Annotated in this window: 30 protein-coding genes; 10 read left to right on the plus strand and 20 right to left on the minus strand. The window is 70.0% G+C overall.

Annotated features, from left to right (window positions below; genetic code table 11):
• Window positions 1-89: 89 nt before the first annotated feature.
• Both tsf and rpsB read right to left on the minus strand, forming a co-directional pair.
• Window positions 90-914 carry a translation elongation factor Ts gene (gene tsf / locus ACWFRB_RS17280; RefSeq protein ID WP_452642338.1) on the minus strand — a complete coding sequence of 275 codons (825 nt, stop codon included), beginning with the start codon at window positions 912-914 and terminating at the stop codon, window positions 90-92.
• A gap of 89 nt (window positions 915-1003) precedes the next feature.
• Window positions 1004-1876 carry a 30S ribosomal protein S2 gene (gene rpsB, locus ACWFRB_RS17285; RefSeq protein WP_452642339.1) on the minus strand — a complete coding sequence of 291 codons (873 nt, stop codon included), beginning with the start codon at window positions 1874-1876 and terminating at the stop codon, window positions 1004-1006.
• 274 nt (window positions 1877-2150) lie between these two features.
• Between rpsB and ACWFRB_RS17290 the strand changes: the two genes are divergently transcribed.
• Window positions 2151-2648, plus strand: a complete 498-nt coding sequence (locus tag ACWFRB_RS17290; RefSeq protein WP_452642340.1) for a M23 family metallopeptidase — start codon at window positions 2151-2153, stop codon at window positions 2646-2648.
• Here ACWFRB_RS17290 and ACWFRB_RS17295 read toward each other — a convergent pair.
• Complete coding sequence (locus ACWFRB_RS17295; protein ID WP_452642363.1) at window positions 2645-3580, minus strand: MinD/ParA family ATP-binding protein; 936 nt, start codon at window positions 3578-3580, stop codon at window positions 2645-2647. The genes ACWFRB_RS17290 and ACWFRB_RS17295 overlap by 4 nt on opposite strands.
• Window positions 3581-4085: 505 nt before the next feature.
• Between ACWFRB_RS17295 and ACWFRB_RS17300 the strand changes: the two genes are divergently transcribed.
• The gene (locus tag ACWFRB_RS17300; protein ID WP_452642341.1) at window positions 4086-4448 is read left to right on the plus strand and encodes a cupin domain-containing protein; all 363 of its coding nucleotides are present in this window, start codon (window positions 4086-4088) and stop codon (window positions 4446-4448) included.
• Between the two features lie 6 nt (window positions 4449-4454).
• On the opposite strand, the gene ACWFRB_RS17305 is transcribed toward ACWFRB_RS17300, so the two are convergent.
• Window positions 4455-5405 (minus strand): tyrosine recombinase XerC, encoded by a 951-nt coding sequence (locus tag ACWFRB_RS17305; RefSeq protein ID WP_452642342.1) that lies wholly within the window; start codon window positions 5403-5405, stop codon window positions 4455-4457.
• Between the two features lie 84 nt (window positions 5406-5489).
• Here ACWFRB_RS17305 and ACWFRB_RS17310 point away from each other — a divergent pair, with 84 nt between their 5' ends.
• Window positions 5490-6677 (plus strand): multidrug effflux MFS transporter, encoded by a 1188-nt coding sequence (locus ACWFRB_RS17310; RefSeq protein ID WP_452642364.1) that lies wholly within the window; start codon window positions 5490-5492, stop codon window positions 6675-6677.
• 72 nt (window positions 6678-6749) lie between these two features.
• Entirely contained in the window at window positions 6750-7346 is a 597-nt protein-coding gene (locus tag ACWFRB_RS17315) for a hypothetical protein (protein ID WP_452642343.1), read from the plus strand.
• Here the strand turns inward: ACWFRB_RS17315 and ACWFRB_RS17320 are convergent.
• Window positions 7343-8128 carry a siderophore-interacting protein gene (locus ACWFRB_RS17320; RefSeq protein WP_452642344.1) on the minus strand — a complete coding sequence of 262 codons (786 nt, stop codon included), beginning with the start codon at window positions 8126-8128 and terminating at the stop codon, window positions 7343-7345. The genes ACWFRB_RS17315 and ACWFRB_RS17320 overlap by 4 nt on opposite strands.
• 196 nt (window positions 8129-8324) lie before the next feature.
• On the opposite strand from ACWFRB_RS17320, the gene ACWFRB_RS17325 reads away from it, so the two are divergent.
• Window positions 8325-8957 carry a hypothetical protein gene (locus ACWFRB_RS17325; protein WP_452642345.1) on the plus strand — a complete coding sequence of 211 codons (633 nt, stop codon included), beginning with the start codon at window positions 8325-8327 and terminating at the stop codon, window positions 8955-8957.
• A gap of 7 nt (window positions 8958-8964) precedes the next feature.
• Here the strand turns inward: ACWFRB_RS17325 and ACWFRB_RS17330 are convergent, their stop codons facing one another.
• The 9 genes from ACWFRB_RS17330 to ACWFRB_RS17370 form a co-directional block, all read right to left on the minus strand.
• Entirely contained in the window at window positions 8965-10491 is a 1527-nt protein-coding gene (locus tag ACWFRB_RS17330; RefSeq protein WP_452642346.1) for an alpha/beta fold hydrolase, read from the minus strand.
• A gap of 84 nt (window positions 10492-10575) precedes the next feature.
• Window positions 10576-11343: a MerR family transcriptional regulator gene (locus tag ACWFRB_RS17335; protein ID WP_452642347.1), complete on the minus strand. Its 768-nt coding sequence runs from the start codon at window positions 11341-11343 to the stop codon at window positions 10576-10578.
• Between the two features lie 90 nt (window positions 11344-11433).
• Window positions 11434-12558, minus strand: coding sequence for a DNA-processing protein DprA (gene dprA / locus ACWFRB_RS17340; protein ID WP_452642348.1), 1125 nt, complete (start codon window positions 12556-12558; stop codon window positions 11434-11436).
• Window positions 12555-14063: a YifB family Mg chelatase-like AAA ATPase gene (locus ACWFRB_RS17345; RefSeq protein WP_452642349.1), complete on the minus strand. Its 1509-nt coding sequence runs from the start codon at window positions 14061-14063 to the stop codon at window positions 12555-12557. Before ACWFRB_RS17345 ends, dprA begins: the two co-directional genes overlap by 4 nt.
• A complete protein-coding gene (locus ACWFRB_RS17350; RefSeq protein WP_452642350.1) occupies window positions 14063-14419 on the minus strand; it encodes a YraN family protein in 357 nt (118 codons plus the stop codon). Before ACWFRB_RS17350 ends, ACWFRB_RS17345 begins: the two co-directional genes overlap by 1 nt.
• A gap of 134 nt (window positions 14420-14553) precedes the next feature.
• A complete protein-coding gene (locus ACWFRB_RS17355) occupies window positions 14554-15312 on the minus strand; it encodes a GNAT family N-acetyltransferase (protein WP_452642351.1) in 759 nt (252 codons plus the stop codon).
• Between the two features lie 146 nt (window positions 15313-15458).
• A complete protein-coding gene (locus ACWFRB_RS17360) occupies window positions 15459-16541 on the minus strand; it encodes a PDR/VanB family oxidoreductase (RefSeq protein WP_452642352.1) in 1083 nt (360 codons plus the stop codon).
• 30 nt (window positions 16542-16571) lie between these two features.
• Window positions 16572-17444: a metal-dependent hydrolase gene (locus tag ACWFRB_RS17365; RefSeq protein WP_452642353.1), complete on the minus strand. Its 873-nt coding sequence runs from the start codon at window positions 17442-17444 to the stop codon at window positions 16572-16574.
• The gene (locus ACWFRB_RS17370) at window positions 17441-18442 is read right to left on the minus strand and encodes an alpha/beta fold hydrolase (protein ID WP_452642354.1); all 1002 of its coding nucleotides are present in this window, start codon (window positions 18440-18442) and stop codon (window positions 17441-17443) included. The genes ACWFRB_RS17365 and ACWFRB_RS17370 overlap by 4 nt, the downstream gene beginning before the upstream one ends.
• A 147-nt stretch (window positions 18443-18589) precedes the next feature.
• Between ACWFRB_RS17370 and ACWFRB_RS17375 the strand changes: the two genes are divergently transcribed.
• The 4 genes from ACWFRB_RS17375 (at window position 18590) to ACWFRB_RS17390 (ending at window position 21145) form a co-directional block, all read left to right on the plus strand.
• On the plus strand, window positions 18590-19168 hold the full coding sequence (locus ACWFRB_RS17375; protein WP_452642355.1) for a TetR/AcrR family transcriptional regulator: 579 nt from the start codon (window positions 18590-18592) through the stop codon (window positions 19166-19168).
• Between the two features lie 90 nt (window positions 19169-19258).
• Entirely contained in the window at window positions 19259-19837 is a 579-nt protein-coding gene (locus tag ACWFRB_RS17380) for a DUF7822 domain-containing protein (RefSeq protein ID WP_452642356.1), read from the plus strand.
• Between the two features lie 55 nt (window positions 19838-19892).
• Window positions 19893-20636, plus strand: a complete 744-nt coding sequence (locus tag ACWFRB_RS17385) for a DUF2786 domain-containing protein (protein WP_452642365.1) — start codon at window positions 19893-19895, stop codon at window positions 20634-20636.
• A complete protein-coding gene (locus ACWFRB_RS17390; RefSeq protein WP_452642357.1) occupies window positions 20633-21145 on the plus strand; it encodes a TIGR04338 family metallohydrolase in 513 nt (170 codons plus the stop codon). The genes ACWFRB_RS17385 and ACWFRB_RS17390 overlap by 4 nt, the downstream gene beginning before the upstream one ends.
• A gap of 100 nt (window positions 21146-21245) precedes the next feature.
• Here the strand turns inward: ACWFRB_RS17390 and ACWFRB_RS17395 are convergent, their stop codons facing one another.
• The 6 genes from ACWFRB_RS17395 to ACWFRB_RS17420 all read right to left on the minus strand — a co-directional run bounded on the left by ACWFRB_RS17395 (window position 21246) and on the right by ACWFRB_RS17420 (window position 25458).
• On the minus strand, window positions 21246-21569 hold the full coding sequence (locus ACWFRB_RS17395; RefSeq protein WP_072750096.1) for a DUF2469 domain-containing protein: 324 nt from the start codon (window positions 21567-21569) through the stop codon (window positions 21246-21248).
• A 37-nt stretch (window positions 21570-21606) separates the two neighbouring features.
• Window positions 21607-22338 carry a ribonuclease HII gene (locus ACWFRB_RS17400; RefSeq protein ID WP_452642358.1) on the minus strand — a complete coding sequence of 244 codons (732 nt, stop codon included), beginning with the start codon at window positions 22336-22338 and terminating at the stop codon, window positions 21607-21609.
• Window positions 22335-23117: a signal peptidase I gene (gene lepB / locus ACWFRB_RS17405; RefSeq protein ID WP_452642359.1), complete on the minus strand. Its 783-nt coding sequence runs from the start codon at window positions 23115-23117 to the stop codon at window positions 22335-22337. Before lepB ends, ACWFRB_RS17400 begins: the two co-directional genes overlap by 4 nt.
• Window positions 23118-23193: 76 nt before the next feature.
• Window positions 23194-23535 (minus strand): 50S ribosomal protein L19, encoded by a 342-nt coding sequence (gene rplS, locus ACWFRB_RS17410; protein ID WP_027499292.1) that lies wholly within the window; start codon window positions 23533-23535, stop codon window positions 23194-23196.
• 154 nt (window positions 23536-23689) lie between these two features.
• Window positions 23690-24565, minus strand: coding sequence for a hypothetical protein (locus tag ACWFRB_RS17415; protein WP_452642360.1), 876 nt, complete (start codon window positions 24563-24565; stop codon window positions 23690-23692).
• Window positions 24535-25458, minus strand: coding sequence for a formylglycine-generating enzyme family protein (locus tag ACWFRB_RS17420; RefSeq protein ID WP_452642366.1), 924 nt, complete (start codon window positions 25456-25458; stop codon window positions 24535-24537). Before ACWFRB_RS17420 ends, ACWFRB_RS17415 begins: the two co-directional genes overlap by 31 nt.
• Before the next feature lie 159 nt (window positions 25459-25617).
• Here ACWFRB_RS17420 and ACWFRB_RS17425 point away from each other — a divergent pair, with 159 nt between their 5' ends.
• Entirely contained in the window at window positions 25618-26289 is a 672-nt protein-coding gene (locus ACWFRB_RS17425; RefSeq protein ID WP_452642361.1) for a GAP family protein, read from the plus strand.
• Window positions 26290-26327: the final 38 nt, after the last annotated feature.

The following is a 26327-nucleotide window of genomic DNA, read 5'->3' on the forward strand; positions in this document are numbered from 1 at the left end:
GCGCCCGGGGCCGACGACGCGCGCGACACACGCAGAAAGGCCCCGCACCCGGAAACCGGGGCGGGGCCTTTCGGTGGAGCTGGTGCCGTCTAGCTGGCGCCGACCTCGAACCGCGCGAAGCGGGTGATGGTCACGCCGGCCTCGTCGAGAAGGGCCTTGACGGTCTTCTTCGAGTCGGTGACGGAGGACTGCTCGGTGAGCACGACGTCCTTGAAGAAGCCGTTGACACGGCCCTCGACGATCTTGGGGAGCGCAGCCTCGGGCTTGCCCTCCTCCTTGGCGGTCTCCTCGGCGACGCGACGCTCGGCGTCGACGATCTCCGCGGGGACCTCGTCACGGGTGACGTACTTCGCCTTGAGCGCGGCGACCTGCATGGCGGCGGCGCGAGCGGCCTCCGCAGCGGCGTCGCCCTCGCCCTGGTACTCGACCAGGACGCCAACGGCGGGCGGCAGGTCGGCACTGCGCTTGTGCAGGTAGGTCGCGACCGGGCCCTCGAAGGCGACGACGCGACGCAGCTCGAGCTTCTCGCCGATCTTCGCGGACAGCGCCGCGACGAGCTCGTCAGCGGTCTGGTCGCCCGCGGAGGCGGCCTTCAGCGCGTCGAGGTCGGCAGGCTTGGCCGCGGCGGCCGCGGTGACGACCTTGTCGGCGAGCTCCTGGAACTCGGCGTTCTTGGCGACGAAGTCGGTCTCGCAGTTGAGCTCGACCATGACGCCGTCCTTGGCGACGACCAGGCCCTCGGCCGTGGTGCGCTCGGCGCGCTTGCCCACGTCCTTGGCGCCCTTGATGCGGAGCAGCTCGACGGCCTTGTCGAAGTCGCCGTCGGTCTCGGCAAGCGCGTTCTTGCAATCCATCATTCCGGAGCCGGTGAGCTCGCGGAGCCGCTTCACGTCAGCGGCGGTGTAGTTCGCCATTGGGGGCGAGCCTCCTTGAGTGAGATTCGATGCCTGGGGTGGAGCGTGAAGTGAAGCGGCCCTGACCTTGGAAGGTCAGGGCCGAGTCACTAGGCCTGCGGGGCCTCGGCTGCGGGAGCCTCGGTCACCTCGGCTGCGGGAGCCTCGGCTGCGGGAGCCTCGGCTGCTGCCTCCGCCTCGGCGGCGGGGGCGGCCTGCGAGAGCAGCTCCTGCTCCCACTCGGCGAGCGGCTCGGCGCCGGCCTCGGGCTTCGCGTCGTCCGCGGAACCGCGGCCCGCGCGGGCCTGCAGGCCCTCGGCCACCGCGGAGGCGACGACCTTGGTCAGCAGAGCGGCGGAGCGGATCGCGTCGTCGTTACCCGGGATCGGGTAGTCGACCAGGTCGGGATCGCAGTTGGTGTCCAGGATCGCGATGACCGGGATGTTCAGCTTGCGGGCCTCGGAGACCGCGAGGTGCTCCTTGTTGGTGTCGACGACCCAGATGGCCGACGGGACCTTGCCCATGTCCCGGATGCCACCGAGGGTGCGGTCGAGCTTGGTCATCTCACGCGTGAGCATGAGGATTTCCTTCTTGGTGCGACCCTCGAAGCCACCGGTCTGCTCCATCGCCTCGAGATCCTTGAGACGCAGCAGACGCTTGTGGACGGTGGTGAAGTTGGTCAGCATGCCGCCGAGCCAGCGCTGGTTCACGTAGGGCATGCCCACGCGGGTCGCCTCTTCGGCGATGGACTCCTGCGCCTGCTTCTTGGTGCCGACGAAGAGGACGGTGCCGCCGTGGGCAACGGTCTCCTTGACGAACTCGTACGCCTTGTCGATGTACGTGAGGGTCTGCTGCAGGTCGATGATGTAGATGCCGTTGCGGTCCGTGAGGATGAAACGCTTCATCTTCGGGTTCCAGCGACGGGTCTGGTGCCCGAAGTGGGTACCACTGTCGAGCATCTGCTTCATGGTTACGACAGCCATGGCTGTGTACCTCTTTCATAGCCGGTTGACGCAGGCGATCGGTGATCCCTGCCCTGGCGCCCGCCAGCCCCCGGACCTGCACGAGTGCAGGACCAGCCGGAGGCCGTGTTTCATGCGCGGGCGCGCGAAGTCGGACTGTGCGAGCACAGACCGCATGGACAGTGTACGGGCTGGCACCAGCAGGTCATAACCGGCGCTGTGGACAGCCGATCGGTCATCCACAGATCGCCCGACGCGACCCCTGCGGCGACCCGGCGTGCCCCAGGGTGGAGTGATGCGGATCCTGACCGTTCTCGGATTGTGCGCGATCGTCCTGCTCGGCGGTCCGTCGCCGACCACGGCCGCACCCGACGGATACACCTGGCCGCTGCGTCCGCGCCCGCCGCTCACGCGGGCCTTCGATCCACCGGAACACGACTGGCTGCCCGGACACCGCGGCGTCGACCTGGTCGCAGGCCCCGGCCAGGCGGTGTACGCGGCGGGCGAGGGAGTAGTGGTGTTCGCCGGGGTGGTGGCGGGCAAGCCGGTGGTCTCGATCGATCACCCGGGCGGGCTGCGGACCACCTACGAGCCGGTCCGCGCGGCGGTCACCGTCGGCGGGCGGGTGGGCCGCGGGACGCCGATCGGCACCCTGGAGCCGGGACATCCGGGGTGCGGGACCTGCCTGCACTGGGGGCTACGACGGGGCCGCGAGTACCTCGACCCGCTCGGCCTGGTGCGCGCGGCGCCGGTCCGGCTCAAGCCACTGGGCACCGACGGCAAGCGGAACTAGCTCCACTCGGCGACGGCGTGCCTGCCCGAGGAGGCCGGGAAGTCGTCGGCGACCATCGCCGCGAGCTCGACGAAGGCCCTGCGGGTGGCGGGCCTGAGCAGGTTCAGGTCGATCTCGGCGCCCTCGGCGAGGTGCTCGTCGAAGGGCACCACCTGCACTGCCCGGCACCGGGCGAGGAAATGCCTGCTCAGCTCGTCGAGATCGATCGTCGACGCGCCGGGCCTGGCAGAACTGATCACCACGACCGTCCGTTCGACCAGGTGCCCGTAGCCATGGTGCTGCAGCCAGTCCAGGGTGGCCGCGGCGCTGCGAGCCCCGTCGATCGCCGGCGAGCTCACCAGCACAAGCGAATTGGCAAGCTGCAGAACACCGTTCATCGCCGAATGCATGATGCCGGTGCCGCAGTCGGTGAGGATGATGTTGTAGTAGACCTGCAGGATGTCGATGACCGACCGATAGTCGGCCTCGCTGAACGCTTCCGAGATGGCCGGGTCCTGCTCGCTCGCCAGCACCTCCAGCCGGCTCTCGGCCTGCGACGTGTGCCTGCGCACATCGGAGTAGCGGTGGAGGTTCGGCGCGTCGGCGAGCAGATCGCGCACCGTCGAGGAGGTCTGCAGCGGAACCCGGGTCGCCAGAGTGCCCATGTCCGGGTTGGCGTCCACCGCGATCACCTGGTCCCCGCGCAGCGAGGCGAACGTCGAGCCGAGCCCGACCGTGGTCGTGGTCTTGCCGACCCCGCCCTTGAGGGAGAGGAACGCGATCCGGTAGTCGCCTCGGATCGGCTGGTTGATGCGCTCGACCAGGGCCTGCTGTCGCAGTTCCTCGCCGGACTGGCCGGGGTTGATGACCCCGCCGGAGATGCGGTGCACGGCCGCGCGCCAGCCGGCGTCGGGGGCACGTCGCGGCCGCTTGAGGAGCGCCCCGGCGACCAGGTCCCGGTTGGTGGGCTGGTGGGGCGGCGCCGGCGGGCGGACCGGTTCGGTCCAGGTCGGCTCGACCGGGGCGGGCTTACGGCGTGCCCAGTCGGGTTCGACGGCGTGGTTCGGCCCGGTCCACAGTTCCTCGGGGGCGGCTGGCACGGCTGGCGCGGCTGGCACGGCTGGCGCTGCGGGCGCTGCGGGCGCTGCGGGCACTGCGGGCACTGCGGGCACTGCGGGCACTGTGGGCACTGCGGGCACTGCGGGCACTGCGGGCGACCACGCTGGCACGGCGGTGAGCGGCACACTCCGATCCGTCCAGGCCTGCTCCTCCGCTTGCGCGGCGGCTCCCTGCAGCCAGGCCGGCGTCGAATGATCGCGGTTCACAATTCCCCCGAATGTGTGGCAGATCTGCGGGTTCGACCCGCAGTGGTTCCGGGGCCGAGGCTATCAAGCGGGGCCTGGACTTCGCCCCCGGCCGGGAGAAGCATCGGTGGCAGGCAACCACAGGAGGCAGGCCATGTCCGGATTGGTTCGCAAGACATTCGATTCACCCGAGGAGACCCGCCCGTTCGAGGACGGCAAGGGCAAGCTCGATCTGGTCGACCTCCACGGCGGTTCGGTCGGCCGCGGAGTTTTCGAACCCGGTTGGAAGTGGTCCGAGCACGTCAAGCCGATCGCAAAGACCGACAGCTGCCAGGCCGCCCACGTGGGCTACTGCGTCTCCGGACGCATGGTCGTGGTGATGGACGACGGCGAACGGCAGGAGTTCGGCCCCGGCGACGTCATGGTCGCCCCACCCGGCCACGACGCGTGGGTGGTCGGCGACGAGGCCTGCGTCCTGATCGACTGGCAGGGCTTCGCCGACTACGCGAAACGGTAGCGGCCGTCAGGCCCGTGGGTGCGCCTGGTCGTGCACCGCTCGCAGCCGTGCCACCGACACGTGCGTGTACAGCTGCGTCGTGGCCAGGCTGCTGTGCCCGAGCAACTCCTGCACCACCCGGAGGTCGGCGCCGCCCTCGAGCAGGTGGGTCGCCGCCGAGTGCCGCAGGCCGTGCGGGCCGAGGCTCGGCGCGCCGGGTACCGCCTCGAGGACCTCGTGCACGACGCTCCTCGCCTGCCGTTGATCGATCCGGCCGCCGCGTCGGCCGAGCAGCAGCGCCCGGCCGGAGCGCTCGTTCACCAGCGCCGGGCGCCCCGACGTCAGCCAGGCGTCGGCGGCGGCGGCCGCCGGTCCCCCGAACGGCACCGAGCGCTGCTTGTTGCCCTTGCCCAGCACCCGTAGCACCCGGCGTTCCAGATCGACGTCGTCGAGGTCGAGGCCGCACAGCTCCCCCACCCGGATTCCGCTGGCGTACAGCAACTCCACGATCAGCCGGTCCCGGACTGCGATCGGTTCGAGCTGCGCCGCACCGGATTCCGCGGCCTGCATGGCCTCGGCCGCCTGGCCCTGGCGCAACACGGCGGGCAGGGTGCGGTGGGCCTTGGGCGCGACGAGGCGGACGCCGGGATCGCACGGGATCCGGCGGGTGCGGGTCAGCCATGTCGTGAAGGTGCGGGCGGCCGCGGTTCGGCGTGCCAGGGTGGTGCGCGCCACCCCGGCGGATGCCTGCACCGACAGCCAGGACCGCAACACCCGCAGGTCGATGTCCTCGAGGTCCGCGTCCGGCGAGGTGGCCGCGAGGTGCGCGAGCAGCGACCGGGCGTCGGCCAGATACGCCCGGACCGTGTGCGCGGACCGGCCGCGCTCGAGCGACAGGTACTCGGCGTAGGCGTCGAGGTGCGACGCCAACCGCGTGGGTACCTCGCCCGGTTCCTGCCGCTTCGCCTGCGAACTCATGTTCGCACCGTCGCCCCCAGACGGGAATAAATCAAGCACCCGCGCCGCTGGGTCCCTCATGTGAGCCGAACCATTCCGATCCCGATGCTGTTGATCCTCGCCCTGCTGTCCGCGATCGCGCCGCTCGCCACGGACATGTACCTGCCGGGCCTGCCCGTCCTCGGCGAGGACCTCGGCACCTCGGCCTCGACGGTCCAGCTCACCCTGACCACCTTCATGGCCGGCCTCGGCATCGGCCAGCTGATCGTCGGCCCGCTCTCCGACGGATGGGGGCGGCGCAGGCTGCTCATCGGCGGCACCGTCGTCTGCGCGATCAGCGGCGTGGCCTGCGCACTCGCACCGTCGGCGGAGGTGCTCATCGGCGCCCGATTGCTGCAGGGCCTCAGCGGCGGCGCGGGAATCGTGTTGGCGCGCGCGGTGATCGCCGACCGGGCCAAGGGCGACAACGCCGCAAAGCTGTTCAGCATCATGATGATCATCGGTGGCGTCGCCCCCGTGCTGGCCCCGCTGATGGGCGGCGCGCTGCTGGGGCCGATCGGCTGGCGCGGCATCTTCGGGGTGCTCGCCGCGGCCTCCGTGGTGATGCTCGTCGGCGTGCTGACGCTGGTGCCCGAAACGCTGCCCGTCGAGCGCAGGCACGGCGGCGGGCTCTCGGCGCTCGCCCACAACATGCGGTACGTGACGGGCAACCGTCGCTACGTCGGGTACGCGCTGACCTTCATGTTCGGATTCGGCGCGCTGTTCTCCTACATCTCCGCCTCGCCCTTCGTGGTGCAGGACGTGCTCGGCCTGACCCCCGGCCAGTTCTCGATCGTGTTCGGCGTCAACTCGATCGGCATCGTCGCGGGCAGCATCGTCAACACGAGGCTGATCGGGCGATTCCACGCCCGCCAACTGCTGAGGTTCGGGGTGTCGATGCTGCTGACCGCGGGCACCCTGTTGCTGCTCGAGGTGACCGTCGGCGCCGCCGCGACCGCGGTGGTGCTGCCCCTGCTGTTCCTGGTGACCACCAGCCTCGGATTCATCATGGGCAACGCCACCGCGCTCGGGCAGTCCGAGGTGACCGCCGCCGCGGGCACCGGGTCCGCACTGATGGGCGCGGGCCAGTTCGGCCTGGCGGCGCTGATCTCGCCGCTGGTCGGCGGGTCCGCGCTGGGGATGTCCATCGGCATCGTGGTGTGCGCGGTCGCAGCGATGACGGCGCTGCTCACCCTCGGCAGGCCCGCCAAGCCTGCGGTCGACGGCGCCGATGTGATGGCGGCCCGCGCCTAGACCGAAGCGGCGATGTGACTCGCCCGGCGTCGACTACACCGTCTGGGACCCGGTGTCCGCGATGATGATCCGGTGAGCAACCGCAAAAGGACGGGCAGCGGGTTCGCCGCAGTGGTCCTCGCGCTGGCCGTGTTCGGGCTGGCCGCGGGGGTGCTCGGCGCGGCGGCGTGGCGCCACGCGACCCCATACGCCGACTACTCGCCCACCGAGCCGAACGGCCGCCTTGGCGTCAGGACGATCTACTACGGGTTCATGTACTTCCCCGGCCCGCCGTGGCTCCCGGCGCTACTGATCTTCCCGGCCGTGGGCGCGACGATGCTGGCCACCGTCGGCGCGGTGGTGGGGTTGTCCGGCTGGCGGTTGGTCCGCCGCGGGGGCGACGGCCGAGGACCGTTATATGCGGTCTTCCTGATCTGCGGCCTGGTCTACGGCGCGATCGTCGCGCTCGTCGGCGGCATCCATCCACCCCAGCTGGGCGAGCCCTTCGCACTGGACCGCACGCCGGCAGGCGATCCCACCACCGCATCATTGCCGTGGCACATCGACCTCGGGCCGACCTGGCTCAGCTTCCCCGCGATCGGCCTCGCCCTTGGCCTGGTCATCGCGATAGCGCTCAGCGGCACCGGGATTCGACTGGTTCGCCGCGGCGCGCCGGTCCCCGTCGGCTAGCGCGGGCGGTCGGGATTCTCGGTGGCCGCGAGCTCCGACTTCCACACCCGGAAGCCCTCCTCGGTGCGGCCGCGCCGCCAGTAGCCGGAGATCGACGCCCATTCGGCGGCGACCCCGCGCTCCTTGCGGATGTAGGCGCGCAGACCGTGCATGACGGCATGCGCCTCGCCGTGGATGAACACGTGTGGCTGACCGGGCAACCACGGCACGGCCTTGACCGCCTCGATCAGCGGCGCGTTGTCGCCTGCCCGGTCGTCACCCACCTCGTCCGCGGCGCCACCGCGATGCACCCAGGTGACGTCCACGGGCGCTGCCGATGGCAGGGGCACCTCGTCGTCCGGGCCCGCGACCTCGAGCACCACCCGCGCCACCGCGTCCGCGGGCAGCGCGGCGACCGCCGCCGCGACCGCGGGGATCGCCGATTCGTCGCCTGCGAGGAGATGCCAGTCGGCGTCCGCACGCGGGGCGTAGGCCCCACCGGGACCGTACAGTCGCACACTCTCCCCCGGCTGGGCGGAGGCGGCCCACGGTGCGGCCACCCCCTCGTCGCCGTGCACGACGAAATCGATGGCGACCTCACGATTCTCGTCGTCCACGGAGCTCACCGTGTACGTGCGCAGCACCTGATCGTCGTCCGGTCCGAAGATCAGCTTGACGTAGGCATCGGTGAAGTCGTTGGGGACGAACTCCTCGAAACCGGGGTCTCCGAGGTACACGCGCACCAGGTGTGGGGTCAACCGCTCGGTGCGCGAGACCGTGAGCGTGGTGATCCGTCTGGCCATTCCGACTCCTCCACTAGTTAGCGTTACCTAACACAATACGGGCGCATCGGACCGGATGGCGAGATTCCCCACTCGTTCGGCGTTTGCCTGAGATACTGCTGCCTGGCCGATTCGTCGCGTGCGATCGACCGTCCACGCCGGGGCGAGGTGAACCAGCGCCGCCGCCAGCGACTTCCGCGTCTTTTCTCGAGGGGCAATGACACATATCCGCCGCATCCGTTCACTCGCCGTCCTGCTTCCGCTGACCGCCGTCCTGCTCGGCGGATGCTCGGCGGCCTCCTCCGAGCCCGGGTCGGCGGACGCGGCGGCATGCGTCGACGCAACGCTCCCCAACGCCACCGCCGAGGAGCTCGTCGACGTGCTGCGGCCGCGTGGCGACGGGACCGCCGACTCCGTCGAGCAGAACCTGGTGGACCAGTTCGTCGCCGCGCGCCCGGCCCAGATCGAGCGGGTCGAGCAGAGCGCCGTGTTCAAGAACGTGCCCGAGGACGGCGACGCGGGATTCGCGGGCGCCGTCTGCGCGGACAGCCGCTGGGACGACATCACCGCGGGCGCGATCACGCTGAACCCGCGCGCCGAACGCGGCGCCATCGTGTCCGCGGGCCACGGCTACTGCGAGGCATACGAGCAGATGCTGCCCGCCGCCGTGTCGACCGACTCCTGGGACGACTGGGCGGGCTACACGGTGGCCCTGATCGGTGCCCGACAGTCCGCCCTTGACGCCGCGAAGGCAGCGGGTCGCGACTTCTCGGCCGAGCAGCAAGCGCTGGAGGAGGAGACCCGGGCCTACGACGCGGCGCGGCAGCACATCTGCCCGCAGTTCGGCTGACGCCCGGCTACGCCTCGCAGACGACGTCCTCGCCCGGGAGTGCGCCTTCCCCGAGGTAGTCGTTCACCGCGTCGCGCGCGCAATCGTTGGGGTAATCCGGGAACACGGCGTGCGTGCGTCCCGGTACCGTCACCAGCCTCGACCCTCGCATGGCCCGGTGCATGCCCATGCCCTCCTCGTAGGTGGTCCTGGTGTCCCCGAGCGACTGCACCTGCAGCGTGGGGGTGTCGTTGCCGATCTCGACCTGCTCGATCGGCTGCGCGCGCCAGAAGGCACACGGCGTGATGGCGTTGTGCACGGATCCGAAGATGGGCTGCTCGGCGCGGGCGCGTTCGATGTTCTGCCAGTACCACTCCGGGTCGGTCGGCATCCTGCGGTCGCCGCAGAGGATCGCCAGCGTGGAGGCATAGTCGGGGCCGGTGCCCGACTCCGGGCGGAACATCGCCTGCAGCAGGCCCTCGAGTTTCGGCGCCGGCGTCACCTGCTTGCCTGCCGCGAGCTGACGGAGCTGCACCAGGACCTCAGCGAAGGCGGCATTGTCGGTATCGCTGGTGGCGTTGAAGTACAGGACGAACGGCAGCGTGTGGTCGTCGAGGGCGAACTGCCCCACCATGATCGGGGTGGTCGCCGCGTCGGCGATCAGTTGCTCGATGCCCGCCCGCACCTGTTTCGGGGTGGCGCCCAGCCCGTACTCACCGTCGCGTTGCGCGGCCCAGGCGGCGAAGTCGTCGATGGCCTTTTCGTTTGCCGGGCCCATGTCCCGGAACATCTCGATTCCGTACTTGGCCGGATCGACCGCGCTGTCGAGTACCAGACGGTCGAGCCGCTCCGGGAACATCTGGCTGTACGTCGCGCCCAGCACGGTGCCGTAGGACCAGCCGTAATACGAGGCCTTCTCCTCCCCCAGCGCCGCGCGGATCACGTCGAGATCCCTGGCGATGTTCGCGGTGTTGATGTGTGGCAACACATCCGGGTACTTGTCCCAGCACAGGTCGGCTGCCTCCGAGGCCCGTCGTACGTTCTCGTCGAACCCCGACCGATCGGTGCCGGTCGCGCGGAACCAGGTCATGTCCGCCAGCCCGCAGTCGAGCGGGGTGCTGGCGCCGAGCCCGCGCGTGTCCATCCCGATGACGTCGTAGGCGGCGGCCACGTCGGGGGTCATTCCTTCGCGCAGGTTGGCAGGCATGCCGAGGCCGCGGCCGCCCGGTCCACCGGGGTTGGTCAGGATGATGCCGCGCCTGCTGCCGGGGTCGGTGGACGCCATCCGGGAGATCGCGAGTTCGATGGTCGCGCCCTGCGGATCCCGGTAGTCGAGCGGGACGTCGACGGTCGCGCACTCGCTGCCGGTCGCCGCGAGTTGCTCGTCGGCGCAGGCCGCCCACGAGACGGGCTGCCGGTGGTAGCGGTCGAGGGCGACGGCCGACGCACTCACGGTCGGGTCCTCGGTCGCCGAATCCGGCTGGGGCTGGGCACATCCGGCAAGGATGGTGCCCACGGCCGCCGCGGCGGCCGTGATGACTGTCAGTTTTTGCATGCGCGTGTACCTCCTGAGTTCGGGCATGGCAGATAGACCCACATGTGACGCGGGCCTGAACGGGTGAATCGGGGGTGTGCGGCGCTAGGCGCCGTCGGCAAGCCGGGCGGCCACCGCTCGGACGAACCTCTCGTAGCCGGATGAGGCATTGCCGAAGCGATGCTCGTCCATCAGTGCGGACATCCGCTCGTCGTCCCTGATGTACGGGACCTCACTCGGACGCATCTGGTCGGGTAGCACCTCCGCCATGAAGGCGCAGTAGTCCGTTGCGAGCATGTCGATCTCGGCATCGCCGGTGTGGTCGTCGAGCCGGGAGACCCGGCCGATCAGGTCGACGCCGCGCGCGCGGTTGGGGTCCGCGAGCACCCGCCGGTGGATGCCGAGCAGCCGCTCGCGCACGTCGGGGCTACCGGCCGAGACCGCGATCACGAGCAGCAGGAACTCCTTCTCCTGCGCGACCCATGCCGGCGACACCCCCGCGGCGAGGTACTGCGACATCACCTGCGCGAACTCGTCGGGCAGCTCCGGGTCGAGGCTGCTGCGCAGGTCCGCGATGGTGCGGCGACGGAGCGCGATGAGCCGGGACTGCTCGGCCAGTTCGTCGTCCAGCGCGTCGAGCGCCTGGTGGATCCCGCCGGTGTCGCCCTCGAGCAGATCGCCGATCTGGGCGATGGACAGGCCGAGGTCGCGAAGCCTGCGGATGCGGCTGAGCCGGACCAGGTCCTGCGCGCCGTAGCTGCGGTATCCGTTCGCCTCCCGCTCTGGTTCCGCCAGCAGGCCGCGCGCGTGGTAGTGCCGCACGGTCTTCACCGTGGTGCCCGCCAGCGACGCGAGCTCTCCGACCGTGAGCATCACCGATCACCGCGCCCTCGGGAGCCGCTCGGCGTCTCTGTGCTCGTCATGCCGACCATCCTGCAAGCCTGCCCCAGGGTCAGGGTCAAGTCACGTCGTCGCTCGCCGGAACCACCCCGTCCCGTCGGACCCGACCAGCCCTGCCAGCTCGAGCACTGGCAGCGCACCACGCACCGACCCGATCGGCAGCCCCGAGCCCTCCGACAGCTCGCGCACGCCGACCGATCCCGACGCGGGCAGCGCCTCGTACACCAGCGCCGCCTTCGGAGAGAGTCCGTCGAGCGCGCGCACCGGGCCGCCGTCCTCGCTCGCCACCCCGACGGGTCCGGCGGCCTCCACCACATCGGCGGCGCGTGCCGCGAGCAGCGCCTCCCCCTCCCGGATCATCCGGTGACACCCCACCGAGGACGCCGAGGTCACCGGGCCCGGCACCGCCAGCACCGGCCGGCCCAGCCGCGCCCCCCAGGTCGCGGTGTTACGCGCCCCGCTGCGGGCACCCGCCTCCACCACCAACACCGCGTCCGCGAGCGCGGCGACCAGCCGGTTGCGGGCCAGGAAGCGGTGCCGGGCGGGGGTCGTGCCCGGCGCGTACTCGCTGACCACCGCCCCCTCCCTGGCGATCTCCCGCAGCAGCCCCGCGTGCCCCGCCGGATAGGCCCGGTCCACCCCGCACGCCAGGACCGCCACCGTCGCCCCACCCACGGCCAGGGCGGCGCGGTGCGCGGCGCCGTCGATGCCGTAGGCACCACCCGAGACCACGGTCCAGCCCCGGCCCGCGAGGTCGTCGACGAACTGCCCGGTGACGTGCTCGCCGTAGCCGCTGGCGGCCCGGGTCCCGACCACCGCAACAGCCCGATCGGTCAGCTCGGTCAACGGCCGCTCCCCCAGCACCCACAGCGCCAACGGCGGCGCCGACTCCCGCTCGCGCCGCGGGTCGAGGCCGTCGAAGGCAAGCAGTCGCCACGCCGGCCAGTCCTCGTCGTCGGGTGTGAGCAGCCTGCCGCCGAGCCGCCCGACAGTATCGAGATCGCGGGCAGTGGAGTCGATGTGTCTGCGCGCCTGCGTCCGGGTACGCAGTGCCTCCGGCAGCGCCGCCCCGCGCACCGCCCGCGCCGCCTCCTCCGGCCCCACCGCCGCTACCAGTTCCACCAGCGGGGCACACGGGCCCGCCGCAACCTGCGACAGATACGCCCAGGCCGCCCGCCGCGCACTCATTCGCCCCGCCGATCCCGGTAGCCCAGCGCGCACCCCACCTGATCCTCACCGGGCAATGGCAGGCCGGCGAGATCCGCGAGCGTCCACGCGACCCTCAGGGCGCGATCGGCGCCCCGGGCGGTGATCTGCCCCTCCCGCAGCGCCCCCTCCAACGGACCGAGCGCTTGTCGGGAGATCCGGAACCGTTGCCGCAGAGCGGGACCCGGCACCTCCGCATTGGTCCGCCAGCCGAACTCACGCCATCGCTCGACCGCAGTCGCCCTGGCGGCCGCCACCCGCGCCCGCACCTCCGCCGTCGACTCGGCGGCCTCCCCGTTCAGCGCGCCGACCGAGAGCGGCTGCATGCTCACCCGCAGATCCACCCGGTCCAGCAACGGACCCGACAGCTTTCCCAGGTAGCGCCTGCGCGCGGTCGGCGCGCAGACGCAGTCCTCCGTGCGGGGCGGCGCGCACGGACACGGATTCGCCGCGAGCACCAGCTGGAACCGCGCCGGGTAACACGCCACCCCGTCCCGCCGTGCGATCCGGACCTCACCGTCCTCGAGCGGGGTCCGCAGCGCCTCAAGCGCCTTGACGCCCAGCTCGGCGCACTCGTCGAGGAAGAGCACACCCCGGTGCGCCCGGCTCACCGCGCCGGGCCTTGCCATCCCGGACCCGCCGCCGACCAGCGCACTGATCGAACAGGTGTGGTGCGGGGCAACGAACGGCGGTTCGATGATCAGCGGCCGCTCGCTGGTGAGCAGCCCCGCCACCGAGTGGATCGCGGTCACCTCGAGCGCCTCCTGCTCGCTCAGCGGCGGTAGCACCCCCGGAAGACGTTGTGCCAGCATCGTCTTCCCGATGCCAGGCGGGCCGGTCAGCATCAGGTGATGTGCGCCCGCTGCCGCCACCTCCAGCGCCAGGCGCGCATCCCCCTGGCCCGCCACGTCGCTGAGGTCGGCCGTCGTCCGCTCGGGCGGCACCTCCAACGGGGCCGGGCCCGGCAGCACCAACTCCCCTCGCAGCCACTCGATCACCTCCCGCAGGTTGCGCGCCCCCCACACATCGATGCCGTCCACCAGACCTGCCTCGGCCAGCGCCGGGTACGGCACCACCACGGCGGGCCTGCCCGCGGACTTGGCCGCCAGCACGGCGGGCAGCACGCCTCGGACCCCGCGCAGCCGCCCGTCCAGCGCGAGCTCGCCGAGCAGCACGGACTTGTCCAGGTCCGCGCTCGGCACCCGCCCGTCCGCGACCAGGACCGCACAGGCAAGGGCGAGGTCGAATCCGCTGCCACCCTTCGGCAGCGTCGCGGGCGAAAGCGCCAGGATCACCCGCGAATCCGGCCATCGCTCACCGGAATTGGTGACCGCGGCCCGCACCCGGTCCCGCGATTCCTGCAGCGCGGTGTCGGGCAGCCCGACCAGGTGCACCCCGGGCAGCCCGCGCCCGATGTCCGCCTCGATCTCCACCAGCTGGCCGTCGACACCGCGCACCGCCACCGCGTAGGCCCGCCCGAGCGCCATCAGAACACCGCGCGCATGTGCTCGAGCACCGGATCGCGGCCGGACTCGACGATCACGGCGACCACGTCGAACCGCACCTGCCGCCAGCCATGCGGCTGCTCGGCCAGCCAGAGCCCGGCCAGCCTGCGGATCCGGCCCTGCTTCGCGAATGTCACCGCCTCGGCGGGCGTGCCGTAGCCCCGGCCCGACCGCGTCTTCACCTCGACGAAGACGACCGCGCCGCCGTCCCTGGCGATGAGATCCAGCTCGCCGTACCGGCACCGCCAGTTCCGCTCCAGGATCGTCATGCCCGCGCGGGTGAGGTGGCCCGCGGCCAGCTCCTCACCCCATGCCCCCAGCTCCAGGTTCCGTGCCATGGCCAGACCCTGTCACCCCTGCGGCCGACCGAGACCTCGTCATCCCGACGTCTTGCCCTGCCCTGTGGGTGGATTCGACCCTGTGGACAACCCGGCCGCGCGTACTCCGACCAGGCCGGACGGCCTCGTCCCCATCAGGCCCTTTCGGCGCTCCGTGAGCTCCTCGACGAACCGCCTGTTCCGATTCCCAGCCGGATGCGCACCGTCCGCACCATCTCACTGAGCAGCATCGGGATCGGGTCGAATGCCACGACGAGCACGATCGCGTCTTTCGGACCGAGGGTGGCTCGCATCCAGTCGTCGACGGCGTCCTGATCCGACGTGGGCCGTTCGGTCCACAGCCCGTTCTCCGTGTGTTCGTAGGCATCCGTGATGATCAAGGTGGCCGGGTCGAATCGGTCGAGCTGACCGAGATCTCGCGCCGCGTCCGCCGCGATGCGCAGCACCCGATCTGGAATCGCGGAGGAAGCGGGCGACGGAAAGGCCTTTCCTGGCCCACCGGCGGCCGCCGACCATGCGCCGTAGACGAGCGGATTGGCGGTGCGCATGACGGCGTACAGCCGGCGCGGCGCCGACGCTACGATCGCGCTGCGCAACAGTTCCCGCCAGATTGCGCTCGAGAGCCCGGACCCCTGGTGGTCCGGGTGTACCCCCGCCGAGTTGGCATAGAAGCACTCACGACCGCCGAACCGGCGTTGATTGCTCGCGACCCAGGCCGCGGGGGTTCCGTTCGAGTCGAGCACGACGACCAGTCCCTGGAGGTCGTCGAGCTTCGCATCGGAGAGCCAGTCGTTCCAGAACTCCAGTGTGGTTCCCGTAAAGGTCTCGACTGCTACCGGGACGAAGTCCCTGCGGAGGAGTTCCCTGCCTGCCGGCGACAAACTCTTCGCCACGTTCGTCCAGTGCAGGCCGGTGAATCCTGAACGAACGGCGAATCTCTTGGCCCCGGACGCCAACTCCGGAGGGCACCACGGGGCGATGGAATCGGGAGTCGCCATGGATGATCAGCCTCTCGTTCTGGGTGTGAATCGATGAACGGTCACAGGTCGATGGTGAGTTGTGCGGAGTTCGCGCGGTCGGTGCAGATGAGCATCGTGTCCGGCTCGTCGAGGAACGCGGATCGTCCGCGGCGGTCGACGTCACCGGAGACGACCCGCACTCGGCACGTGCCGCAGAATCCCTGCTGGCACGAGTACGGCACACCCGGTACCGCGGCTCGCACGGCGGCGAGGGCCGATTCGGCCGCGGAGACATGGACGGATTCCGCGGTGCGGGCGAGACGAATCTCGAACGGTTGCCCACCGACGACGGGCTCGGGGCTGAACCTCTCGAAATGCATTCCGGCCGATCCTGTTCGGTCGAACCCGGCTTGGATACCGGCAAGGAGCCCCGGCGGCCCGCAGAAATAGACCGACGTGCGCGGGCCTGCGTGTGCCAGCACCTCGGCGGCCGTGCGGCGCGGACCGGTGAGGATCCGGACCCGGTCGGGGTCGAGTTCGCCGATCTCGTCGAGAAACGCCATGGACCCGGCGTCCCGGCCGAGGTAGGTCAGGTGCCAATCGACACCCGATGCGGCCGCCGCACGCACCATGGGCAGGATCGCGGTGATGCCGATGCCTGCGGCGACGAACACCACCCGGGAGATGTCGGCCCGTGCCAGGTGCGGGTACGCGAAGGGGAAGCCGTTGCGCGGACCACCCGCGGTGACCCGTGCACCGATGGGCAGGCGATCGTGGATCTCGATCGATGCGCCGCCGCCGTCGGGTATGCGACGGATCGCGATCCGGTAGCTTCGCCGGTCGTTGTGGTCGCCGCACAGCGAGTACTGGCGAACCTTCCCCGAGGGCAGTGTCAGGTCGATGTGTGCGCCCGGGTGCCATCGCGGCAGGGCGGACCCGTCCGCGGATTCCAGACGCAGGCTGCGCACCCCGTCGGCTTCGATGCGGCTGTCCGCGACGATCAGGCGCAGGACGCGGTCCACAGGCGTGGGCTCGAGGATGCGCACCCGGCTGGTCACGGCGGCGTATCCGCGGATCACCATCCGTAGGCCGGACATCAGCCGGTCGGGCTTGTCCGGCCGGCGCAGCGACGGGGGCGCCGGTGGCGGAGTGAATCGGGTCATGAGCGGACTCCAGATCGGGCGATGGGACGCTCAGGCCGCGGCACGTGCCGCAGGTGAGGAAGCGAGGTAGGCGACGGCCTGGCTGGTCGAGCCGTAGCGGGACGGGTGGTAGCCGGGGCGGAAGTACTCGACGAACATCCGTGCCAGGCTCCCCGGACTCGGCACCAGACCCTTGCGCCAGGCCCGCCGGGCATCACGGAATCGGATGCGCCGGCTGCGGTCGTCGAGGTCGGGATCGACGGACATCAGGAATCGGAGGCCCCGGCCCAGCAGGATCGCGAACACGGGCGCGGCGACCAGCCAGGTGCGCACCCTCCGCAGGTAGCCGCCGTCGAGGTGGGTGAAGAGGTCGAACGCGACATGGCGATGTTCGACCTCTTCGGCCAGGTGCCAGCGGAGCAGGTCGAGCACCCGAGGTTCGAGGGCATCGTCCCAGGCCCGGGCGTTGAGTCCCCAGTCCCCGAGGTAGGAGGTGAAGTGTTCGAGGGCGGCGACGATGGCGACCCGTTCGAGGAGCCAGGAACGGGCTTTGCGTCCGGTCAGGTCACGGTCGCCGAGGAGGCGACGGAACATCCACCGGACCTGCGCCACGTACGGATCCGTGTGCAGCCCTTCGGCATCGAGGTAGTCGAGCAGCGACTGGTGCGACGACGAGTGGGTGGCTTCCTGGCCGATGAACCCGATCACGTCCGCGCGGACGGCGTCGTCCTTGATCAGCGGCAGTGCCTGCTGGAAGACGTCGACGAAGAAGACCTCACCCTCGGGCAGGAGCATGTTCATCCCGTTCACGACATGCGTTGCGATGGGGTCGGCGTCGAGATAGTGCATCGGCAGCCCGGTCCAGTCCCAGGACACGTTGCGGGCGGCGATGGCGACCTTGTCGGAGTCGGTGTGTGTGCTCATCGTGGCTCTCCGTTCGCGTTGATGGTTTCCGCCTCGTGCTCGCCGACGAACGACCGCACGAGGTCGGCGATCGCGGTCGGGTTGAACAGGGGTATCCAGTGCCCGCCGTCGACCGAATGAACTCGTGAATTGACGGCCCAGCGACCGACATCGACCTGGCTCGCGGGGGTGATGAAGATGTCCCGGCGCGGGGCCAGGACCTGTACGGGCGCATCGGTGGTGCGTTCCTGCGGGCGCAACAGGCGTGGGAGCAGGTTTGCGGTGTAAATCCTCAGTCCGCCGCGATTGTCGCTGGCGCGGCGCGCCGAGACGTCCGTGGGCATGACCCCGGTCTCGAAGCGCGCTGCCAGAGCGATCGTGCCGTCGACGAGGCCCAGTCGGCACGCCAGCGGCGCAACCAACGGGATCTGGAAGAAGCCCATGTACAGCGGGGACTTCCACTGAGCCAGAAGGTCTTTCCAACCCCGGGGGCCAGCGGCAAGCCGGGACCGCATCCAGTAGGGCACGTGATCGAGACACGGTCCGGAGATCGAGCTCAGCGAGGCGATGCGATCGCGCTGCGCCGGATCCGTGGCGGCATGCCACGCCTGCACCGAGCCCCAGTCGTGCCCGAGAAGATGCACCGGCCGCCCCGGCGAGACCGCGTCGACGACCCGACCGATGTCGTCTGCCAGCTGGTCGAGGCGGTAGTCCCTGATCCGTCTCGGTTGTCCCGACTCGCCCGAACCCCGTACGTCGAATGTCACCACGCGCAGCGTCGACTCGAGCTCGCCCGCCACCCCGTCCCAGACCCGGTGGTCATCCGGAAACCCGTGCACGCACAGCACCGTCGGCGCGCCCGGGTTCCCCCGCTCGTAGACCGCCAGCTGCACCCCGTCCGAGGCCTCGACGAACCGTGTCAGCACGCCGCCCTTGTCGTCACCCGCGAGGGCTCCCCTCGACGGCCGAGGCTTCGTAGGGCTCGGGGCTCGATCAGAAGTCCGATTCAGTGGCGTCATGCGAAGTCCTTCATGGATGCGGCGGCGGGTGAACCCGGATACGACCCCGGAAAGATATGTGTAAATGCCAGTTACGTCTTTCAGGCACCATAGTAGACTGATCGTGCTACCGCAAGGATTGTTCGCTCAGGTGAAGGATGGATGCCCATGACCACGAGTCCGCGCGACCGGCTCATCGCCGGGACGATCGCGCTGGTACGAGAGCGCGGCGTCGCAGGCACCGGCATCACCGACCTGCTGGCCCGCAGCGACACCGCGCGGCGTTCGATCTACCAGAACTTCCCCCGAGGGAAGGCGCAGCTCATCGAGGAATCCACCCGGGCCGCCGGCCGGCTGATGAGTTCGGTCATCGCCGAGTCCACCACCACCGACGGCCCGACCGACAGCCTCGTCGCCTTCATTCAGATGTGGAAGGACACGCTGGTGGCCAGCGATTTCACCGCCGGATGCCCGATTGTCGCTGCGGCCCTCGGCGGCCCCGAGGCGCCGTTGGCGCCAGCCGTTGCCGCCGAGGTGTTCGACGACTGGTCGAATCTGCTCGCCGGTCAGCTCGAGCGCACGGGCGTTGATGCGTCTACCGCCCGGTCGCTTGCCACCACCGCCGTGTGCGCGATCGAGGGCGCCACCATCGTCTCGATCTCGTCCCGGTCGGTGCGCCCGCTCGACCAGGTCGGCGTGCACCTCGCCGAGCTCGTGTCCCTTCACCTGGGCGCCGGTCACGCGTAGCGGCGGATCGCGGCCGATCCAGCGGTGGCCCGTCACCGGCGACCCCTACACTCGGCTGGTCGCCCGATCCACCACAGACAGGAAGTGGCCGTGGCCAACCGCACCTACCTCTACACCACTTCCCTTGATCCACAGGCGGATCCGGCCGCGGCCCGCACCCAGCGCCTCGCCGGCGTCTCCGAGTGGTCGTACGCGATACCGCTGGTCCCCCGGATCCTCGTGTCCGTTGACCCGCGTGCCCGCCAGTCGATCATCTGGGACGACACCCCCGACCTGATCGCGGTCACCGCGCGCTGCGGACCCGGCATCGCCCGGCTCGAGAAGTTCCTGGGCCGCATCCACCACCCGGGCCTCGGCACGATGGCCGAGGACGCGCTGCGCTTCCTGCGCACCAACACCGGGCCCGACGATCACTTCGTCCTCGAGTGCGGCGAGATCTTCGCGATGGACGACGAGCCCTTCGCCGACCAGGGCGCGGCGTTGCTGACCGGGCTCGCGGACATCGACGCCGAGATGGAGGCCGCCCTGGCCGGGCTCGCGCCCGCCAAGCCGAACTTCTGGCAGTGGCTGTTCACGCCGTCTCAGGAGAGCATCGAGGAACCCCTCCGCGAGCTCGGCCTCGGCCACTGGTCCGACGCGCTGTACTTCGAGCTCGACGGCCAGCGATAGGCGCGGCCGCGCGTCGGTGCCGCGGTCTACGCTCGTCCGAGTGAGTTCCGAGAAGATGCTGGCCAGGATCGGCGGTCTGCTCCGCCAGGCCGAGTCCACCACCAATCCGCACGAGGCCCAGGCCTTCATGGAGGCCGCTCAGCGCCTGGCCACCGCCACCTCGATCGACCTCGCCGTCGCGCGCTCGCACACCTCGCGTCGCGAGCAGCGCGCCACCCCCACCCAGCGGGTCATCTCGATCGGCGAGACCGGCAAGAAGGGCCTGCGCACCTACGTGCACCTGTTCGTCAGCATCGCCGGCGCCAACGACGTGCAGTGCGACGTCGCGCACAACTCGACGCAGGTGTTCGCCTACGGGTTCGGCACCGACATCGATGCCTGCGAGGCGCTGTATTCGAGCCTGCTGGTGCAGATGGTCCGGGCATCGGACGCGTTCATCAAGTCGGGGGCGCACCGTCCGGTCGCCGGGGTCACGGCCCGGCTGAACTTCCAGCTCGCGTTCGCCGCCCGGATCGGTGAACGGCTGACCACCGCGAAGAAGGCCGCCGAGGCCGAGGCGGTGCGCGCGGAGGACTCGAAGGGCTCCGAACTGACCGGTACCGCGCTGGTGCTGCGCGACAAGCAGCTCGAGCTGTCGGACTTCTACCGTCAGACCTCGCAGGCGCGCGGGACGTGGCGGGGGTCAAAGGCCACCGCGGGGCACTCCTCTACCGCGCGACGGGCGGGCGACCGGGCAGGCCGGGCCGCGCGCCTCGGCCACGCCCCTGAGCTCGCCGGCGCGACGAAGCAGCTCGAGTGAGCACCGACCGCGACAGCCAGCGCACCCGGGTGTACGAGGCCGAGGCAGTGGTGCGCACGGTCTTCGACCGCGCCGACAAGGGGGCGCGCGAGCTCGAACTGTTCGGCTCCACGATCACGCTGCCGGTCGAGCGGAAGTTCGCCTCGATCGACTCGGTCCAGGACTACGCGGACCGGGTGCTGGCCCTGAACTGGGTGCGCGAGCGCTGGCCGGGCGCGGCCGCCCCGGTCACCGTCCGCGCGCGGGCCGGCGCGGCCGCCGCCCACTACGAGGCGGGCTCGGCGACCATCGCGGTACCGCTGCACACCCGTGGCACGGCCTGGGCCCTGCGCGAGCTGGTGGTCCTGCACGAGCTGGCCCATCACCTCGAGTCCGCAGGCGCGACCTTCGCCCCGCACGGCCCCGAATTTGTCGACCGCTATCTGACGCTGGTGGGCGAGATCATCGGCGGCGAGGCAGCATTCGTGCTGCGGACCACGATGCTGGAGAACGGCGTCCAGATCGCCTGACCCGCAGCCGAGATCCCGCACCCCGTTGACGAGTTCGCACACCCGTTGAGTGATCAAAGGGTGTGCGATCTCGGCAGAAAGTGTGCGGTGTGCGCTCGCCCTACTCCCCGAACGGCCCGTTCTCGGGCAGCCGCAGGTCGGACTTCTCGAGCTCCTCGATGTTGACGTCCTTGAAGGTGATCACCCGGACGTGCTTGACGAACCGCGCGGGGCGGTACATGTCCCACACCCAGGCGTCGGCCATCCGCACCTCGAAGTAGATCTCCCCGTCCGCGTTGTGCGGGATCAGCTCGACGGAGTTCGCCAGGTAGAACCGGCGTTCGGTCTCCACTACGTAGGCGAACTGGCCGACGATGTCCTTGTACTCACGGTAGAGCGAGAGCTCCATCTCCGTTTCGTACTTCTCGAGATCTTCGGCACTCATCTGTTTCGCCGTCCTCCTGCTCTGTGGTGAACCATCATCATCCCGCACGCACCTCCGCGGTGTACATTTCGCCCACCTCATCGGCCACCAAGCGGTCCTCGCGCACCGGATCGCGCTGCATCAGTCGCGCGGCGGCGACGTTCGCGTACGACATCCGGTGCTCACGACTCGGGCCGAGCGCGGCCATCGCCGCGGTGTGCGCGGCCGTGCTGTACCCCTTGTGCGCGGCGAACCCGTAGCCGGGCAGCTCCGTGTCCATTGCCACCATCGTGCGGTCGCGCGAGACCTTCGCCAGCACGCTGGCCGCCGCGATGCAGGCCGCCGACGCGTCGCCGCCGATCACCGGCAGCGACGGCGCGGGCAGGCCCGGCACCCGAAACCCGTCCGTCAGAACGTATCCCGGGGACAACGCCAGGCCCGCGACCGCGCGCCGCATGCCCTCGATGTTCGCCACGTGCACGCCGAGCGAGTCGACCTCCCACGCCGGGATCTCCACGATGCACCAGGCCCTGGCGATGCGCGTGATGGCGGGGAACAGTTCCTCTCGCATCCGCTCGGTCAGCTTCTTGGAGTCGTCGAGGTTCGCCAGCGCCGGGTGCAGCTTGGGCCCGAGCGCGCAAGCGGCGACCACAAGCGGTCCCGCGCAGGCGCCGCGGCCGGCCTCGTCGACGCCCACCACGGGGCCGAGGCCGCTACGGATGAGGGCAGACTCCATCGTCCGCAGACCCGCCGCTCTGCGGATGATCGTCCTCGGTGGCCAGGTACTCACTGTCCTTGGATATCAGGCGAATCGATGAGGCCCCACCGCGAGGGCGGCAGCACGATGGCGACTGCCTTGCCGATGACGTTGTCCACGGGCACGCTTCCGTTGTACTCGTCGCCGACGTGATAGCGCGAGTCCGCGGAATTGCTGCGGTTGTCGCCCATCATCCAGAGGTTGCCCTCTGGGACGGTGACGGGACCGAAGCAGCGGCCCGACTTGAGCGGGGTGTCGCAGGTCTGGGTGCCCGGGGTGAAGGGGAAGTCGGTGACGACGTACGGCTCGTCGATCGGCTTGCCGTCGACCAGGATGCGGCCCTGGTCGTCGCAGCATTCGACGGTCTGACCACCGGTCGCGATGACCCGCTTGACCAGATCGTTCTCGTCCGGCGGCACCAGGCCGACCAGGGAACCGACCTCCTGCAATCCGCGGACCACCGGGTTGTCGGAACGGGTGGACGTCCAGCCGCCGTTCCAGGATTCCGGGCCCTTGAACACGATCACGTCACCGGGCTGCGGTTCGCCGAAGCGGTAGCTGATCTTCTCGACGGCGATCCGGTCGCCGGTGCAGCCGGCGCAGCCGTGCAGCGTGGGTTCCATCGACTCCGACGGAATCAGGTACACCCTGACGATGAAGGTCTGCAGCAGAAAGCTCATCACGAGCGCGACGAGAATGAGGATGGGGAGTTCCCGCCAGAACGAGCGGGGTTTCTTCTCGACCCTCCCCGACGTCGGTTCGGGGGATTCGGCACCGTCCGGCGCCGTCGATTCCTGAGGGGTATTTACCACCGGAACAGGTTAGCCCGGCCCCAGAACGAAGGTGCTGTTCCGGGGCCGGGCCAACCTGAAAAATGCGTGAGAAAGATCAGCGCTTTTCCTTGATCTTGGCGGCCTTGCCACGCAGATCGCGGAGGTAGTACAGCTTGGCGCGACGGACGTCACCACGGGTGAGGACCTCGACCTGAGCGATGTTGGGGCTGTGCACCGGGAAGGTGCGCTCGACGCCGACGCCGAAGGAGACCTTGCGAACGGTGAAGGTCTCGCGGATGCCGCCGCCCTGGCGACGGATCACGACGCCCTTGAAGACCTGCACGCGCTCCTTCGAGCCTTCGATGACCTTGACGTGCACGTTCAGGGTGTCGCCGGGACGGAACTCCGGAATGTCGTCGCGGAGTGAGCGGGCGTCCAGAAAGTCCAGGGTGTTCATCGGTTGTTCCATCCTTGCGTTTTCGCACGAGTAGAGGAACCGAGCGGCACTGCTCACGCTGTGCTCGGCTGGTTCGTACTCCGATTAGGTAGGTGTTGCCTGTACAGGCAACCCGTCAATTGTGCCAGACGAGCAGGACGGGACGAAATCGGGACTACCGGGGCACCCGCTCGTGGTGCGGGGCCGGGGGCGCGGCCTGCACGGTCCGCTCGAGCTCTTCCTCGGTCGCCACCCTGGCGTGCTCGACGCTCGGCTTGCCCGCGACGAGGTCCTGCACATAGATCTTCGCCCGGATCATGGGCCTGTGGTACCGCTTCTCCCGTTCGAGGGCCTTGCGCATCCGCTTCGGCCGGTCCCCGTAGCGCCAGCGCGCCCACGGCGCGCCCGGACGGCTCAACCGGATGGCGCCGACCAGCAGGGCCGGGAAGAAGAACATCCCGAACAGTCCCGTCCAGATCTTGCCCTTCGCGATCACGACGGCCGCGATCAGGAAGCTCAGCAGCGTGAGCAGCGCCACCAGCCCGCGCGCCCACCCCGGGAGTTCCCCGCGGAAGTCCTCGACGTCCAGGATCGCCGTTGGTCTGGCACCGAGGAGCAGCAGTCCGGTGACGGCGATGGCGACGAACACGGCATCGACGGAGGTCCGTCCCTGCTCGGCCCAGTACACGTCCTTGAGGTAAAAGATCAGCGCGAACTCGTCGAGCACCAGTGCTGCGCCGATTCCGAACGCCGCCGCGAGCGCCGCGCCGGTCGTCGAGCTGCCGTCCTCGTAGACGGCGATAACCCACACGCCGCTGATCAACATCGTCACGACGCCGAACACCACGTGGTGCACATGCTGGCCGCCAGGGGTGACGTTGCCGGGCCACCACCGGACCTTTGCCCGGATCATGCGCACGCTGAGCCGGATGAACGCGAAGCCGCCGATGAACCCCAGGAAGAACATGAGCAGCGGCAGCTTGCCCGGCTCGATGATCTCGTGCTGTAGCCAGTGGTCCATCAGCGTGGCCCGGGCGACCTGACGATGCACCGGAACCCGAGGTGGCAGGTCGAGGTCTCCTCGGTCTCGCCCTGGCGGGCGGCGGGGCGATAGCGGAGGCAGTAGTTGGGCGCGCACAGGTGCGAGCCGCCCTTGATGACCCGGCGCGGGTAGCTCTCGCCCTCGGTCTGCGCCGCCGACTCCGACCTCGGGTTGCGCGGGATGCAGCACGAGCTCGCCGGGTTGACGTTCTTCCCGCCCGCGCTGTGGTCGGCGGCGTGGAAGTCGGTGGTCCACTCCCAGACGTTGCCCGCGACGTCCAGGAGCCCGTAACCGTTGGGCCGGAAGCTCCCGACCGGCGAGGTTCCGACGAACCCGTCCTCGGCGAGGTTCTGCCACGGGAACTGGCCCTGCCAGGTGTTGGCCTGCTGCTTCCCGCCTGGGGTGTAATCGTCGCCCCACGCGTAGGCCTTGCGGTCCAGACCGCCGCGGGCGGCGAACTCCCACTCGGCCTCGGTCGGCAGCTCCTTGCCCGCCCACGCGGCGTAGGCCTTGGCGTCCGCGTACGCGACGTGCGTCACCGGGTGCCGCTCGCGCCCGCCGACGTTGCTGTCCGGACCCTCCGGGTGACGCCAGTCCGCGCCCGGCACCCAGGACCACCACTGCTGGTAGTCGTCGAGCGAGACCGGGCCGGGCGGCGGGGTGAACACCAACGAGCCAGGCACCAGCAGCGCAGGATCGGCGCCGGGATAGTCGGCGGGGTCCGGCGCGGTCTCGGCGACGGTGACGTGGCCGGTGTCCTTCACGAAACGCCGGAACTCCGCGACGGTCACCTGATGCGTGTCCATCCAGAAGCCGTCCACCTCGACCTGATGGACGGGCTTCTCCTCCGGGTAGAAGTCCTCCGAGCCCATCCAGAAGAGACCGCCAGGCACCCACGACATGTTCTTGAGTGACGCGGCCTTCGGCGGCTCGATGTTCAACGACTGGGTATTCGACGCCATGGAACGAAGCATGTCACCTGACCCGCACCACGCGCAGCCACCGCCGGTCACCCTTTTCGGGTGGTTCCCGCCCACCCGCCGACTGACACCATGCCAACCATGGGAACTGCCATTGGTGACATTCTTCCGCTCGCGCTCGGCGTCGCGATCAGTCCGATCCCGATCATCGCCGCGATCCTCATGTTGCTGACGCCGAAGGCGGGGAGCACCGCGACGGCGTTCACCGCAGGCTGGATTCTCGGCATCGCCCTCGGGTACACCGTGATCGTGACGATCGCCAGCGTGGTCGGCCTCGACTCCTCGTCGGGCGGAAACGCGACGACCGCGACCATCAAGATCGTCCTCGGTGTCGCGCTGCTCTGGCTGGCGCTCAAGCAGTGGCGGGGCAGGCCCGCCCCCGGCGCAGAACCGACCATGCCCGGCTGGCTCGCCGCCATCGACAAGGTCACCCCCGGCAAGGCGCTTGGTCTCGGCTTCGCGCTGTCCGCGGTGAACCCGAAGAACCTGCTGATGATCGTCGGCGCGGCGGTGGCCGTCGCCAACCTCGGGGTCAGCGGCGCCACCCTGGTGGTCACCGGGGTGGTCTTCACGATCCTGGCCGCCAGCACGGTCGCAGTGCCGGTGATCGCCTACTTCGTCGCCAAGGAGAAGGCCACGGTCTGGCTGCAGAACCTCAAGTCCTGGCTGACCGCCAACAACGCGGCCGTGATGGCGACGCTGCTGCTGGTGATCGGCGTGGTGATGATCGGCAAGGGACTCGGCGGGTACTAGGCGCTGCGCGCCTGTGCGCGGTTGACGAGTCCCTGGAC

The sequence above is a fragment of the Rhodococcus sp. NPDC055112 genome (assembly GCF_053607505.1).

What these genes read in the sequence shown, in the direction of transcription:
- ACWFRB_RS17330 (WP_452642346.1), bottom strand. Translation starts at nt 10,491, where the DNA reads ATGCAAAAACTGACAGTCATCACGGCCGCCGCGGCGGCCGTGGGCACC.
- ACWFRB_RS17335 (WP_452642347.1), bottom strand. Translation starts at nt 11,343, where the DNA reads ATGCTCACGGTCGGAGAGCTCGCGTCGCTGGCGGGCACCACGGTGAAG.
- dprA (WP_452642348.1), bottom strand. Translation starts at nt 12,558, where the DNA reads ATGAGTGCGCGGCGGGCGGCCTGGGCGTATCTGTCGCAGGTTGCGGCG.
- ACWFRB_RS17320 (WP_452642344.1), bottom strand. Translation starts at nt 8,128, where the DNA reads ATGGCCAGACGGATCACCACGCTCACGGTCTCGCGCACCGAGCGGTTG.
- ACWFRB_RS17375 (WP_452642355.1), top strand. Translation starts at nt 18,590, where the DNA reads ATGACCACGAGTCCGCGCGACCGGCTCATCGCCGGGACGATCGCGCTG.
- ACWFRB_RS17300 (WP_452642341.1), top strand. Translation starts at nt 4,086, where the DNA reads ATGTCCGGATTGGTTCGCAAGACATTCGATTCACCCGAGGAGACCCGC.
- ACWFRB_RS17360 (WP_452642352.1), bottom strand. Translation starts at nt 16,541, where the DNA reads ATGACCCGATTCACTCCGCCACCGGCGCCCCCGTCGCTGCGCCGGCCG.
- rpsB (WP_452642339.1), bottom strand. Translation starts at nt 1,876, where the DNA reads ATGGCTGTCGTAACCATGAAGCAGATGCTCGACAGTGGTACCCACTTC.
- tsf (WP_452642338.1), bottom strand. Translation starts at nt 914, where the DNA reads ATGGCGAACTACACCGCCGCTGACGTGAAGCGGCTCCGCGAGCTCACC.
- ACWFRB_RS17305 (WP_452642342.1), bottom strand. Translation starts at nt 5,405, where the DNA reads ATGAGTTCGCAGGCGAAGCGGCAGGAACCGGGCGAGGTACCCACGCGG.
- rplS (WP_027499292.1), bottom strand. Translation starts at nt 23,535, where the DNA reads ATGAACACCCTGGACTTTCTGGACGCCCGCTCACTCCGCGACGACATT.
- ACWFRB_RS17310 (WP_452642364.1), top strand. Translation starts at nt 5,490, where the DNA reads ATGCTGTTGATCCTCGCCCTGCTGTCCGCGATCGCGCCGCTCGCCACG.
- ACWFRB_RS17425 (WP_452642361.1), top strand. Translation starts at nt 25,618, where the DNA reads ATGGGAACTGCCATTGGTGACATTCTTCCGCTCGCGCTCGGCGTCGCG.
- ACWFRB_RS17370 (WP_452642354.1), bottom strand. Translation starts at nt 18,442, where the DNA reads ATGACGCCACTGAATCGGACTTCTGATCGAGCCCCGAGCCCTACGAAG.
- ACWFRB_RS17385 (WP_452642365.1), top strand. Translation starts at nt 19,893, where the DNA reads ATGCTGGCCAGGATCGGCGGTCTGCTCCGCCAGGCCGAGTCCACCACC.
- ACWFRB_RS17350 (WP_452642350.1), bottom strand. Translation starts at nt 14,419, where the DNA reads ATGGCACGGAACCTGGAGCTGGGGGCATGGGGTGAGGAGCTGGCCGCG.
- ACWFRB_RS17395 (WP_072750096.1), bottom strand. Translation starts at nt 21,569, where the DNA reads ATGAGTGCCGAAGATCTCGAGAAGTACGAAACGGAGATGGAGCTCTCG.
- ACWFRB_RS17345 (WP_452642349.1), bottom strand. Translation starts at nt 14,063, where the DNA reads ATGGCGCTCGGGCGGGCCTACGCGGTGGCGGTGCGCGGTGTCGACGGC.
- ACWFRB_RS17420 (WP_452642366.1), bottom strand. Translation starts at nt 25,458, where the DNA reads ATGTCGTGGGTGCCTGGCGGTCTCTTCTGGATGGGCTCGGAGGACTTC.
- ACWFRB_RS17365 (WP_452642353.1), bottom strand. Translation starts at nt 17,444, where the DNA reads ATGAGCACACACACCGACTCCGACAAGGTCGCCATCGCCGCCCGCAAC.
- ACWFRB_RS17325 (WP_452642345.1), top strand. Translation starts at nt 8,325, where the DNA reads ATGACACATATCCGCCGCATCCGTTCACTCGCCGTCCTGCTTCCGCTG.
- ACWFRB_RS17290 (WP_452642340.1), top strand. Translation starts at nt 2,151, where the DNA reads ATGCGGATCCTGACCGTTCTCGGATTGTGCGCGATCGTCCTGCTCGGC.